This window comes from Cruoricaptor ignavus (assembly GCF_900141665.1).
GTDB lineage: Bacteria > Bacteroidota > Bacteroidia > Flavobacteriales > Weeksellaceae > Cruoricaptor > Cruoricaptor ignavus.
In genome coordinates, this window is the sequence record NZ_FQYI01000002.1 from 118324 (window position 1) to 132533 (window position 14210).

General features: G+C 47.7%; 10 protein-coding genes. All 10 read right to left on the minus strand.

The genetic code is table 11. The features are described 5' to 3' along the window. Positions 1-2: 2 nt before the first annotated feature. Entirely contained in the window at positions 3-1373 is a 1371-nt protein-coding gene (locus BUB43_RS02995) for an efflux transporter outer membrane subunit (RefSeq protein WP_395858359.1), read from the minus strand. Between the two features lie 63 nt (positions 1374-1436). Then, positions 1437-4580, minus strand: coding sequence for an efflux RND transporter permease subunit (locus BUB43_RS03000; protein WP_073178212.1), 3144 nt, complete (start codon positions 4578-4580; stop codon positions 1437-1439). Positions 4581-4598: 18 nt separating this feature from the next. After that, the gene (locus BUB43_RS03005; protein ID WP_073178592.1) at positions 4599-5825 is read right to left on the minus strand and encodes an efflux RND transporter periplasmic adaptor subunit; all 1227 of its coding nucleotides are present in this window, start codon (positions 5823-5825) and stop codon (positions 4599-4601) included. Between the two features lie 184 nt (positions 5826-6009). Continuing rightward, complete coding sequence (gene pstB / locus BUB43_RS03010) at positions 6010-6768, minus strand: phosphate ABC transporter ATP-binding protein PstB (protein ID WP_073178214.1); 759 nt, start codon at positions 6766-6768, stop codon at positions 6010-6012. Beyond that, complete coding sequence (pstA, locus tag BUB43_RS03015; RefSeq protein ID WP_073178215.1) at positions 6758-7603, minus strand: phosphate ABC transporter permease PstA; 846 nt, start codon at positions 7601-7603, stop codon at positions 6758-6760. Before pstA ends, pstB begins: the two co-directional genes overlap by 11 nt. Beyond that, positions 7604-8497 carry a phosphate ABC transporter permease subunit PstC gene (gene pstC, locus BUB43_RS03020; protein ID WP_073178217.1) on the minus strand — a complete coding sequence of 298 codons (894 nt, stop codon included), beginning with the start codon at positions 8495-8497 and terminating at the stop codon, positions 7604-7606. Positions 8498-8499: 2 nt separating this feature from the next. Then, positions 8500-9345, minus strand: a complete 846-nt coding sequence (locus BUB43_RS03025; RefSeq protein WP_073178219.1) for a PstS family phosphate ABC transporter substrate-binding protein — start codon at positions 9343-9345, stop codon at positions 8500-8502. A gap of 154 nt (positions 9346-9499) precedes the next feature. Then, a complete protein-coding gene (gene carB / locus BUB43_RS03030; protein ID WP_073178221.1) occupies positions 9500-12703 on the minus strand; it encodes a carbamoyl-phosphate synthase large subunit in 3204 nt (1067 codons plus the stop codon). A gap of 32 nt (positions 12704-12735) precedes the next feature. Continuing rightward, positions 12736-13086 carry a four helix bundle protein gene (locus BUB43_RS03035; RefSeq protein ID WP_073178223.1) on the minus strand — a complete coding sequence of 117 codons (351 nt, stop codon included), beginning with the start codon at positions 13084-13086 and terminating at the stop codon, positions 12736-12738. Then, positions 13079-14191: a carbamoyl phosphate synthase small subunit gene (locus tag BUB43_RS03040; RefSeq protein WP_073178594.1), complete on the minus strand. Its 1113-nt coding sequence runs from the start codon at positions 14189-14191 to the stop codon at positions 13079-13081. Before BUB43_RS03040 ends, BUB43_RS03035 begins: the two co-directional genes overlap by 8 nt. Positions 14192-14210 lie beyond the last annotated feature (19 nt).

Here is a 14210-nt window from a genome sequence, read left to right on the forward strand (position 1 = left end):
AATCACTTCCAGCCACCGCCTAAAGCACGGTAAAGTTCAACGCTTGCGTTCAGTTTGCTGAATTTCGCATTAGCAATGCTCAGCTCGGCATTTAGAGAATTTACCGTGGCGTTCAGCACTTCCAAATAATTCGCCATACCGTAATTTACGAGTTCCTGGGAATATTCCACAGAACGGCGGTAGTTCTCCGCTTCCTTCTGCTTCAGCGCAATTATCGGGTCTTGCATCTCATAGGTTTTAATCGCATCCGAAACTTCCTTGCCGGCTTGCAGCACGGTTTTCCGGAAATTCAGCATTGCTTTTTCACGCTCTGCCACAGCTACTTCGTACTGCGTTCTTATTTGCCTTCGCTGAAAAATCGGTGCGGTAAGCCCTGCCGTCAAGTTTCCGAAAAGAGAATTCACACTGAAAAAATCATCAAACTGCGAGCTCTGAATTCCGCCAGAGCCTGTAAGGCGAAGCGTAGGGTAAAACGCCGCCTTTGCAGCATTCCGAAGTTCGTAGGCATTTATCAGGTTAAATTCCGCCTGCATCACATCAGGCCTGTGGCTCAGCATTGCTGCAGGATAGCCCGCCGAAATCTGCACCGGTGGGTTTTGCGCATCCAGCGTTCCGCGGTCTACCCTTTTTCCGGGCTCACCTTTCAGCAGATTGAAAGTATTTTCCAGCTGAAAAATCTGCAAATCCACATTTATCAAAAGTGATTCTGCACTGAAAACCAGCGCTTCGCTCTGCTGCACGGCAACTTCCGTTAAAATCCCAGCTTCTTTCAGCGCCTTGGTTGTCGCAAGATTTTTTCTGCGAATGGCGATGGTTTCGTTGATGACGCGCTTTTGCTCATCCAAAGCCAGAAGATGATAATAGGCAGAAGCCAAGCTTGCAACCAGGGTGCTCTTCACCCTGCTGTGCGCCGAAACCACGGCAAAATACTGCGCCTGTTGTGCTTTTTCCAGCGAACGAATTCTGCCGAAAATATCCGCTTCCCAGCCTAAATTTGCCGCAAGTCCGAACATATCGCTGTACTTCCTGCCCAACCCCATTTGCCGCGAAAGCTGTGAGTTTAGCGATGCCGTGCTCAGCGTATAATCTGCGCCTGCAGAAATCGTGGGTGCGTAGGCAGCCTTGCTTTGGTTGAGATAGGCTTCCGCCTGAACGATGTTCTGCTCTGCAATTCGGATATCCTGATTGTTCTGCAAAGCTTGGGCGATGTGATTGCGCAAAATATCATCGGTGAAAAATTCCCGCCAGGAAAGCTGTGCCGCACCAAGGCTGTCTTTCGGCAGCTGATCTGTTCGGTACAGATGGGCTTCCGCGATGTTTGCCGGCCTTTCGTAATTTTCCCGAATGGCGCAGGAATTCATTACCAAAGCCAAAAAAAGGGCGGCGAATATTCTGCAATATTGATTATTGAGCATTGCTTTTCATTAATTTAAAAATCATTCGGTCAGGTTTATTTCCTGCTTTTTCGGCGGGGAAATTTTTTCCTGAATCCATTGGAAAATCACATACAGCACGGGAATTACTACCAAGCCGAAAAATGTTCCGATTAAAAGTCCGGCTGCTGCACCGGTACCAATCGAGCGGTTTCCTACAGAACCTGTACCCGTTGCAAAAACTAGCGGAAGCATTCCGAAAATAAAGGCAAACGAAGTCATCAAAATCGGGCGAAGCCTTGCCTTCGCAGCATTGATGGCAGACATTGCCAGGGTTTCGCCGTGCCTTCTTCGCTGCACCGCAAATTCCACGATGAGGATGGCGTTTTTCGCGAGAAGCCCGATGAGCATTATCATCGCGATTTGGAAGTAGATGTTGTTTTCCAAGCCGAAAACTCTCTGCCCGAAAAATGCCCCGATGACACCTAATGGCAATGATAGGATGACGGCAAACGGAATGATGTAGCTTTCGTACTGCGCTGCCAGGATGAAATATACGAACAGGAAGCTTAGCAGAAATACCACGAAAGTTTGCGATCCGGCCTTTTGTTCTTCTTTGGAAAGACCCGTAAATTCCACGGTGTAATCGGCTGGCAGGGAAGTTTCCGCCGTTTCCTGAATGGCACGAAGCGCATCACCTGTGGAAAAACCGGGATTGTTCGCACCGGAAATACTCACCGAAGTGAAGAGGTTGTAACGCTCGATAGACTGCGGCCCGTAGGTTCTTTCCATCGTCACAAACTGGGAAACCGGCGCCATCTGTCCAGAATTTGTTCGCACGAAAATAGAATTCAGGCTTTCCGTATTTGCACGGCTTTCCGGCAGAGCCTGAATCATCACGCGGAATTGCTTGCCGTATTTCGTAAAGTCGGATGAGTAAATTCCGCCGATGTAACCCTGCATTGCAGAAAGAATATCGTTCACCGAAACGCCGCTTTCCTTGGCTAAAGGCACATTGATGCTGAGGAGATACTGCGGATAATTGGTGTTAAACGATGTGCTGGCAAACTGAATTTCCGGCCGCTGCATCAGCGCACCGATGAACTGCTGAGAAACCATGCTAAGATTGGAAAGCTCACCACCAGACCTGTCCAGAAGAACGGCGGAGAAACCATCACTCGCACCAAAACCCGGGATGCTTGGCGGCGCGAAAAATACGAGCTTTGCATCCGGAAATTTCGCCGAAAGCGCAAAAAGTTTTTTCGTGATTTCATCCACAGATTCCGACTTGCCGCGCTCTTTGAAAGGCTTTAGCCTAACAAATGCCTGCCCGGCATTCGGTCCGTTTCCGGACATAAAGCCGCGGCTTGCCGTGAAGGTCACATTTTGCACACCGGGAATTTTCCGTGCCTCTTCCTGAAGGCCTTTCAGCACTGCATAGGTACGCTCCATCGAAGCTCCGGGCGGAAGCTGAACATCGGTAAAAATTATGCCGCGGTCTTCCTTCGGAACAAAGCCAGACTTCATAGTGCTGCTCGCCCACCAGAATGTAATGGCTCCCAAGATGAAGATGACCAGCGTAATCCACTTATGCCGAAGAAGATAGGTGAACGCCCTGCCATAGCGCTGCGTAGCCTTGTTGAACGCCGTATTGAATTTAAAGAAAAACCTTTCCCGCCAGTTCATTTCGGCGTATTCTTTATGATGCGCAGCGTTCGGTTTCAGTAAGAGTGCGCAGAGTACCGGGCTGAGTGTCAATGCATTAACCGCGGAAATTAATATCGCAAAAATCAGGGTAATGCCAAACTGCTGATAGAAAATCCCGGCAGGCCCGCTGAGAAATGTCACCGGAATGAAAACGGCTGCCATTACCAAAGTAATCGAGATGATGGCACCTGTAATTTTGTCCATCGCTTCCACAGTGGCTTTTTTCGCATCCGAAATGCCGTTTTCCATTTTTGCGTGAACGGCTTCCACCACAACTATGGCATCATCCACCACAATACCGATGGCAAGCACTAATGCAAAGAGTGTCAACAAGTTAAGGGAATAGCCCATTAAATTCAGGAAGAAAAATGAACCGATGATGGAAACGGGAACGGCAATGGCAGGAATGAGCGTGGAACGGAAATCCTGCAGGAAGATGTACACCACCACGAAAACTAGGATAAAGGCTTCCAGCAGCGTTGTAGTCACTTTATTGATGGATGCTTCCAGGAAATCGTTGGTATCGAAATTAATAGTGTAGCCCACACCTTTCGGCAGCGTTTTTTCGGTATTTTTCAGCAGCTGCTTGATGTCATTAATGATAACCTGAGCGTTGGAGCCCGGCGTTTGAAACACACCCATACTGATTGCACGCCTTCCGTTATTTTCGCCTACACCGTTGTAATTCAGCGCAGCGAGCTCCACTTTTGCCACATCTTTCAGGCGAAGGAATTGCCCATTGCCCAGCGCTTTCAGGATGATGTTCTCAAAATCCTGCTCTTCATTCAGCTTACCTTTATAATTGATGATGTACTGGAAGGACGAGCCGCTGTTTTGCCCGAGCTGTCCGGCAGCTGCTTCACGGGATTGCTCGTTGATTGCCGCATTCACATCGGAAGGCTGAAGGCCGTAGGCTGCCATTTTCACAGGATCCAGCCAGATTCTCATCGAGTAAGATTTCCCTCCGAAAACCAGGGCTTCGCCCACACCATTTACCCTTTGCATCGCCGGAACAATGTTGATATTCATATAGTTCTGCAGCCAGACCTCGTTCAGATTCGGATCCTCGGAGTAAAACGAAAGGAACATCAGCGCACTGGTCTGCTGCTTCTGAACAACCACGCCTGCTCTTGTAACATCGGCAGGAAGTAGCGGCATCGCCCGCTGCACTTTGTTCTGCACATTCACCGCCGCAATATCAGGGTCGGTTCCCTGCTTGAAAAACACCTGAATCCTCGCAGAGCCATCGTTACCGGCACTAGATGTAATGTAGTCCATATTTTCCACGCCGTTCACCTGCTCTTCAATCGGGATTACCACGGAATTCATCACCGTTCTGGCATTGGCACCAGTGTAATTGGCTGAAATACTTACAGTTGGCGGCGCAATATCGGGATACTGCGTAACGGGCAAACTGCGAAGGCCGAGCAAACCAAGAACGACGATGATGATGGAAACCACCGTGGAAAGCACCGGCCGATTAATGAATTTTCTTACCATAAATGGAAATTTTCGGGATTAAAACACGGGCTTTATCGCCGAAATTATTGAGTCGAAATTTTTAGGCTGAGACTTCACCGCCGTTCCGGGGCGCAGCGTTCCCAGGCCTTCGGCAATTACTTTCTGCCCAGGTTTTACGCCGCCGCTCAGCACCGCCATATTGTTCACCCGGTCTGCAAGCTGTACGGAAATGTTTCGCGCCGTATCCTTATCCACGGTGTAAACATAGGTGATGCCCTGCTGTTCGTAGGTTGCAGTTTCCGGCACCACCATTACTCTTTCATAAGTTTTCGGGATACGGATCGTGCCGCTGTTTCCGTTGCTCAAAAGTTTGTTCGGATTAATGAAGGACACACGGAATTGAATCGTTCCTGATCGCGAATCAATCTGCCCTGTTACCGCTTCTATCCTACCCTTTTTAGGGTAGGTTTCGCCGTTTGCCAACACAAGCTCTGCATTGGGAAGGTTGCGAAGTTTTTCCGGCAAGGTGGCACCGTAGGAATTTTTCAGAAAGTCCAGATATTCCTTTTCATTCATCGAAAAGTAGGCGTAAATTTCATTCGTGTCCGAAACCGTGGTAAGAGGCGTAGGATCTGCAGGGCCTACCAAACTTCCGACACGCAAAGGCAACTTCCCTACGATTCCGGAAATCGGCGCACGAATCACGGAATAATCAATGTTCGCCTGCACACCTTTCAAATTGGCTCTCGCCTGAGAAACGCCTGCTACAGCCTGTTTCCGTGCAGCTTCTGCCTGCTGCAGCTGTGCTTTTGCCCGGGATAGATTTGCCTGGGCAGTTTGCAGCTGAACATTGGAAATAATGTTTTTCTCAACCAAAGGCCGAAGTTTATCCACCTCTACCTGTGCAGCATTCACCGCAGATTTGGCGGCGCTTACATTGGCTTCCGCCGCAGAAACCATCGATTGCGCTGAGCCTATGCCTGCCTGTGCAGCAGCAGCATTTTCATTTAAAGTATTGGTTTCCAAGCGGAAAAGCGGCTGGCCTTTCACCACATACTGACCTTCATCCACAAGAACCTGGGTAATGTAGCCCTGAATTTTCGCGCGCACATCATTGTTCGTTCTGCCCTGGATGCTCGCCGGGAAAGATTGGTAGCCGGTAACATCGCGCACCTGAACTTCCACCGTGGAAACCGGTTTTGGTGCATCCATCCTTGGTTGCTCTTTTTTGCAAGAAATTAAAGAAATTGCGGCAATTAAAAGCGCGGAAAGATTTTTCTTCATTTGAATTTTCATTAACAGAAAAATTTCAAGTATGCAAAATAAAAAAAGTCCGGTAGAAACCGAACTGTTTAACCAACTTTAAGAAAACTTAATACTATTTAAAGGTTGTTTTGGGCGTATTTATTACGCCAAGTATTGTGAATCGCGTCGTCTTGAAATAGCTTCTGGTTCTTACATCTAGACTCTACCCAAAAGCTCCGCGAATATAATTTTTGGTGAGCTCGTGTTGCGGATTTTCGAAAATCTGTTTGGTATCGCCAAATTCGATGACCTCCCCTAGATACATAAACGCCGTTTTGTCCGCCACACGCTGAGCCTGCTGCATATTGTGCGTTACGATTACGATGGTGAAATCCTTTTTCAGCTCGTTAATCAGGTCTTCCACCTTTATCGTGGAAATCGGGTCCAATGCAGAGCACGGCTCATCCATAAGAATAACTTCCGGGCGAAGTGCCACGGTTCTTGCGATGCAGAGCCTTTGCTGCTGCCCGCCAGACATTCTTGTTGCTGGCTTTTTCAGGTCGTCCTTCACCTCGTCCCAAATGTAGCTTTCCTTTAGAGATTGCTCGATGATTGCTGGGCGGTCTTTTTCCGGTACGCCGTTGATTTTCAGGCCGTAATTGATGTTTTCGTAAATGCTTTTCGGGAAAGGGTTTGCCTTTTGGAAAACCATCCCGATTCTGCGGCGAAATTCTGTAACTGGAACTTTCGGATCGTAGATGTTCGTACCGTCAAGTCTAAAATCTCCCTCCACTCTGGCTTCTGTATTAAGATCGTGCATACGGTTGAAGCAGCGCAAAAGGGTGGATTTGCCGCAACCTGAAGGGCCGATAAGCGCCGTTACTTCATGCTCTCTGAAATCTACGCTTGCATTTTTCAGCACTTGTTTTTCGCCAAACCAAAGATTGACATTATGACCAAAAAGTTTTATTTTATCGCTCATTTTTCGTGTATTTGTGACGGATGTAAAAGGCAGTAAGGCTCAGCAGGAATACTACGATGATAAGAACCAGCGCGGTGCCGTATGCCAGTGGCCGCACCTGCTCAATTGCCTGATGCTGGGTGGAAAGCATATAAAGGTGATATGGCAAAGCCATAAATTCCTGGTTAATATTTCCTGAATGCCCGGTGATGTAGAAGGCAACACCTGTAAAAAGTATCGGCGCAGTCTCCCCTGCTGCGCGGGAGAGAGTAAGCACCACACCGGTTAAAATCCCCGGCAGTGCTGAGGGAAGTACAACATCGCGGATGCTTTCAAACTGCGTGGAGCCGATGCCGAGCGCTGCTTCTCGCATTGAGTTGGGGATTCTTCTCAGGGCTTCTTCCGTGGTAGTAATGATGTATGGCAACGACAGCAGCCCCAGCGTAAGCCCTGCGGAAAGCATAGAGGTGCCGAACCTTAGCCCCTGAACGAAAAGTGCCAGACCAAAAAGTCCGTAGATGATGGATGGCACGCCGGACAGATTCCTTATCGATGCGCGGATGATTCTGGTGAGCCAGCCATCGTTTGCATATTCATTAAGGTAAATGGCGCAGCAAATTCCGAAGGGAATACAGAAAACCGCTGTAAGTAAGGTGAGGAATACGGTACCCATTATTGCCGGCCATATTCCGCCGGCAGTCATAGCCTGTTTGGGAGTATCGGTTATAAATTCCCAAGACAGTGCAGGAGCACCTTTGGTTACCAAATCCCAAACTATAATACCGAGGAAAAAAAGTACGGTTCCGGTGCAGAAAAGAAGCAGAAACCACTCAAAAAATTTACTGAAAGCCTTCATCTATACTGCCTGATATTTTCTGAATTTTTGAACAAATCTTTCTCCTAACACATTCACTACGAGAGTCATAATAAAAAGTACTGCAGCAATAGCGAATAGTGCAAAATAGTGGGTGGTATTGTATGGCACCTCCCCCATTTCTATTGCGATGGTAGCGGTAATGGTGCGCACAGAATCCAGGAAGCTGGTTGGAAACGCGCCCGCATTCCCGGTAGCCATCAGTACCGTCATGGTCTCGCCAATTGCCCTACCCACACCAAGCATTACTGCAGCTATGATCCCGGGTGCAGCTGCAGGTATTACGATCTTGCGTACGGTCTGCCATTTATCAGCGCCAATGCCGAGGCTAGCCTCCCGGTAGGTTTTTGGCACGGCATTTATCGCATCTTCACTTACAGTAATGATTGTAGGCAGCGCCATTATGGCCAGCAAAAGAGAGCCGTTAATTGCATTAAGTCCGTTGGGCTGGTTTGTCAGTTCGGCAATCTCCGGTCCTGCCAGTACTATCCCTAGAAATCCTATGGCTACAGACGGCACCGCAGCGAGCATCTCGATAGCCGGCTTTAGAAAGGCTTTAAGTTTTGGAGGGCAATATTCTGAGAGAAATGTAGCAGTTCCGATTCCCAAAGGGATGGCAATAAGCATAGAGCCCAGGGTAACTATAAGTGTGGAAACCAGCAGCGGAAGGATGCCGTAAAGATCCGAAGAAGGATTCCATTGCATACCTGTTACAAAATCCAGCGGGGAAGTGTGGGCGAAAAATGCGAAAGTATTGTATATCAGCATGAAAAAAATCCCCGACAATATGGAAATTACAAGGAAGCCTGTAATTTTAAACAACCATCGGAATGCGGTATTCTGCCGCTCGCGGCTTTGGGTCTTGGTCGTACTCATATCTAATCCTCTATAGTGTAATAGCCTGATTTACTGATGATTTCTTTGCCCTCATCTGTTTTTTCAAAATCTATAAAAGGTTTTACTTTCTCCCAGGAGTTTTTCTGGATGAACTGGTAAAGCGGTCTCTGAAAAAAATATTCTTTCTTTGAAATCGCTTCTTTATCCAACGGCGAAACGGGCATCGCGTCAGAAGTCTCTTTTATTTTCAGAGGCTTCACGGCATCAGCGGCCTCCCCCTGGTTCAGCAGATAGCCCGCGCCTACATAGCCGATCCCGGAAGGATCTACTTTTATTCCTTCCATTATCTGCGCATTACCGTTCATTTCCTTTGCCTTCGGCGTAAACTTAATTTTTAGTTTTTTCTGTACGAAAGAGTGCGTTCCCGAACTGCTTTGACGCCCATAGATATTAATCGGAATATCCCTGCCGGTGATGGATTGCCAATTGGTAATTTCACCAGAAAAAATCTTCGCGAGCGTGGGTACATCGATGTCTTCAAGCGGGATATTGCTGTTCACTACAAATGCGGTGGCATCTTCCGCGAATACATTGGTTACGATTTCTATACCCTTTTCCTTAAACATTCGTTCCTCATCATCGGATAGGGGCCGGGAAGAGTTTGCAATATCAGTCTGGCCGTTGATTAGGGAAGCTATTCCCATCCCGGAACCGCCGCCGGAAACCGCAAGACTATAATCCTGATTCTTCTCCCGGAATTTTTCGGCAAGCTCTACAGTGAGGTTTACTTCTGTGTCGGAGCCCTTTATCTTTACAGGCTTCTCGCCGTACCCGCAGGACAGCATTACCGAAGCTGAAAAAAGTAGCCAAACCTTCCTTACTTTCATGCCGAGATTTTAGTGCCCAAATATAAGAAGCCTTTTTTTATTCAATGTTAACGAATTGTTAATTCCACCAATAAAAAATCGGAATTTAATTTTTTAAAAAAAACGCACCAAAAAGTGCGCTTTCAATTTCAAACTTTGAACTTTAAACACTGATTTACATTGCCCGCATTTCAAAGCTCATACTTTCCACCACTTTCAGAATTGCTTCCACCGTATCCATCGATGTAAGGCACGGCACGCCGTTTTCCACGGACATCCGCCGAATCTGGAAGCCGTCCCTTTCAGCCTGCTTGCCTTTCGTAGTGGTATTCACCAAATATTGAACCTTCCCCTTCTGAATGAGGTTGAGCAAATTCTCCTCCGGATTTTCCGTGATTTTATAGCCGATTTTCACCGGAATGCCCTTCTCGCTGAAAAATTTCGCCGTGCCTTCCGTAGCCCAGATTTTAAACCCAACATCGTGGAACCTCTGTGCAAATTCCGCGGCTTCCTCCTTGTGCTTATCAGCCACGGTGAAAAGTATCGAGCCAAATAGCGGCAGCTTCCTTCCGGCAGCAATGAAGCCTTTGTACAAGGCCTTCTCCAGCGTCTGATCTTTACCCATCACTTCTCCGGTGGATTTCATTTCCGGACCGAGCGAAGTATCCACCTTCGTTAATTTCGAGAACGAGAACACCGGCACTTTCACGAACACGCCGCTTTTCTGCGGCACCAGTCCGTTTTCCCAGCCAAGCTCTTTCAGGTTTTTTCCGAGGATGGCCTTCGTTGCCAAGTTAGCCATCGGAACATCCGTGATTTTTGATAAAAACGGCACCGTTCTGGAACTTCGCGGGTTCACCTCAATCACATAAACCTGGTTCTCAAACAGCACATACTGTATGTTCATCAGTCCGATGACATTCAGTCCGCGTGCTAATTTTTCCGTGTATTCCACAAGCTGTGCCAGGCATTTTTCATTGATATTCTGCGGCGGATAAACCGCGATGGAATCGCCGGAATGCACACCCGCTCTTTCGATGTGCTCCATAATTCCAGGAATTACCACCGTTTCTCCATCGCAGATTGCATCTACTTCTACTTCCTTGCCCACCATATATTTGTCCACCAGCACCGGTTTTTCCGGGTCCACTTCCACGGCGTGCTCCATATAGTACGCCAGTTCGTCCTCGTTGTAAACAATCTCCATCGCCCTTCCTCCCAAAACATAAGACGGCCGAACCAGCACAGGATAGCCGATTTCGTTGGCAATTTTTATCGCCTCTTCTTTCGAGAAAGAAGTCTTGCCCTTTGGCTGCGGAATTCCCAGTTCTTGAAGAGATTTCTCGAATTTATCGCGGTTTTCCGCCCTGTCCAAATCTTCGAGCGATGTACCCAAAATCTGCACACCGTGTGCCGCCAGTTTATCGGCAAGGTTAATGGCAGTCTGCCCGCCGAATTGTACGATGACGCCCTTTGGTTTCTCCAGTTCCACGATGTTCATCACATCTTCCTCCGTCAAAGGCTCGAAGTAAAGTTTGTCTGAAATCGAAAAATCGGTGGACACGGTTTCCGGATTATTGTTGATGATAATCGCCTCATAGCCCAGCTCTTTGATCGCCCAGACGCAATGCACCGTGGCATAATCAAACTCCACACCCTGCCCAATTCTTATCGGCCCGGAACCAAGCACGATGATTTTCTCTTTGTCGGTAACGATGCTCTCGTTTTCCTCTTCGTAAGTGCCGTAGAAATAAGGCGTTTCGCTCTCAAATTCCGCAGCGCAGGTATCCACCATTTTGTAAACCGGCATTATGCCGTGCCGCTTCCTGAACTCGAAAACTTCCTTTTGCGAAACTTCCCAGAAGTGCGCAATATTCAAATCGGCAAAGCCTAATTTTTTGGCTTCGCGAATTAATTCAATCTGCTCATTTTCGTCAAGATTTTTAAGTTCGGAAAGCTTCTGCTCAAAATCTACCAGCTTTTTGATTTTCCAGATGAAAAACTTGTCAATCTTGCTCCATTCCACGATTTGCTGCCAATCGAAGCCGCGGCGCAAGGCATCACCAATGATGAACAGCCTTTCGTCATCTGCCGTTTTGATGCGCCTTTCCACTTCTTCCGGATTTTGGAAAAGGGCTTCCGCCTGTTTAGATTTCAAGCCTAAATGCCTTAGCCCAGTTTCTAGCGACCGAATGGCTTTCTGTAGGGATTCCTCGAAATTTCTTCCAATCGCCATCACCTCACCCGTTGCCTTCATTTGTGTGGAAAGCCTGCGGTCTGCCGTTTCAAATTTGTCGAAAGGAAAGCGCGGGAACTTCGTCACCACATAATCGAGCGCCGGTTCAAAGCAGGCGTAGGTTTTTCCGGTTACAGGATTCAGGATTTCGTCGAGCGTTAATCCCACAGCGATTTTCGCCGCGATTTTCGCAATCGGGTAGCCGGTGGCCTTGCTTGCCAAAGCTGATGAGCGCGAAACTCTTGGGTTCACTTCGATGACATAGTATTTGAAAGAGTACGGATCCAGGGCCAGCTGAACATTGCAGCCGCCCTGAATTCCAAGTGCCCGAATGATTTTCAGCGAAGCATTGCGCAGCATCTGATATTCCCTGTCCGAAAGCGTTTGAGATGGCGCCACCACGATGGAATCTCCCGTGTGAATGCCCACCGGATCGATGTTTTCCATATTGCAAACCACGATGGCATTATCGTTCGCATCCCGCATTACTTCGTACTCTATTTCCTTGTAGCCTGCGATGGATTTTTCGATAAGGCACTGTGTCACTGGTGAATGTTTCAGGCCAAGCTCTGCAATTTCGCGCAGTTCCGCTTCGTTCGAGGCTATGCCACCGCCAGTCCCCCCCATCGTAAACGCAGGGCGCACAATCACCGGATAGCCGATGTTCTGGGCAAATTCCAGCGCACCTTCCACGGTGTTCACGATGTCAGAATCGGGCACAGGTTCGCCGAGCTCGTTCATCAGCGCACGGAACAAATCGCGGTCTTCCGCCTGATTAATCGCCGATAGTTTCGTGCCGAGAACTTCCACGCCGTATTCATCCAGGATGCCGGAATTCTGCAGTTCCACCGCCATATTCAGTCCGGTTTGTCCGCCAAGTGTCGGCAGCAAAGCATCGGGCCTTTCTTTGCGGATAATCTGGCTTACGAACGGCAACGAAATCGGCTCGATGTATACTTTATCGGCGATTTCCACATCAGTCATTATCGTTGCTGGATTGCTGTTAATGAGTATCACGCGGTATCCTTCTTCCTTCAGGGAAAGGCAGGCCTGCGTGCCGGCATAATCAAATTCGGCAGCCTGCCCAATGATTATCGGCCCGGAACCTATTACCAAAATGGTTTTTATGTCTGTGCGTTTCATTTTTTTAGATTTGAGATTTGAGAACCAAGATTTTACAGCAGGTTGTTTTTAAATTTGTAAATCATTTTCTGAATTTCAATTAAATCTGAAAGCAATTTATCCACGCAATCTTCGTTCAATAATTGTAATTCCTTTGCTAAAATTAATTGTGTTTGAAGTTCAAAAGCAGAGCCCATCGCAATACCAAGAAAGTGATTGAATTCCTTGTTGTTGTTTCTGCCGCTCCCTTCTGCAATGTTTGAAGGTATTGAAACCGAGTTTCTCTTCATCTGAGAAATTAGCCCATACTTTTCTTCAGCAGAAATATTGTCACAGTTCAGGTAAATTTCTTTTGCCAAATTGATTGATTTCTGCCAAAAAAGTAACCTCTCGAAATTATGCATATCTATAATCTTGGTTCTCGAATCTCGGTTCTCGGTTCCTAAACTCCGCCATCATCTCAATAAACTCATCAAACAAATAATTCCCATCTTCAGGGCCTGGGCTTGCTTCAGGGTGGTACTGCACGGAAAAGCACGGGTGAATCTTGTGCCGCACGCCTTCGTTCGTTCTGTCATTCAGCGCGATGTGCGTTTCTTCCAGGTCGGTAGTTTTCAGGCTTTCCTGATCCACCGCATAGCCGTGGTTTTGTGATGTGATGATCACCTTGTTCGTCCTTAAATCCAGCACGGGATGATTGCCGCCACGATGACCGAATTTTAGCTTGAAAGTTTTCGCGCCGCAAGCCAATGAAATCAGCTGATGACCAAGGCAAATGCCGAAAATTGGCACCTTGCCCAAAATTCCGCGGATCATTTCCTGTGCCGTTCCCACATCTTCCGGATTTCCCGGGCCGTTCGTCAGCATCACACCATCCGGTGCCAAAAGCAGGATGTCTTCCGCCGAAATTTGGTGGCCTACTACCGTTACATCGCAATCCCGGCGGTTTAGTTCGCGCAGGATGCCGTTCTTCGAGCCGAAATCTACCAACACTACTTTGAAACCGCGACCAGGACTTGCATAGGTGCCTTTTGTGGAAACCGCCGCCACTTGATTATTTGGCAAAACTGCAGATTTCAGTTCCGCTAAAACCTGCTGTTCATCGGCATCGGCATTCACGATTTTCCCTTTCACGGTGCCGCTGCTGCGCAGAATTTTCGTCAGCCTTCTTGTATCCACCCCGGAAATTCCGCTAAGGCCTTTTTTTTCAAAAAATTCCTGTACGCTCAGTTGGCTACGGAAATTGGACGGAAAATCGCAGAGCTCCTTCACCACAAGGCCTTTGATGGCAGGCTCGATGGATTCGTAATCATCACGGTTGATGCCGTAGTTTCCAATCAGCGGATAAGTCATACAAATGATTTGCCCGAAGTACGAAGGATCGGACACAACTTCCTGATAACCAGTCATTCCCGTATTGAAAACCACTTCGCCAAGCGTATCATTTTCTGCACCGAAACCTTCACCGTGGAAGATTTCGCCCGTTTCTAATATGAGTTTCTTTTTCATTTTAATAGACATAAGATTT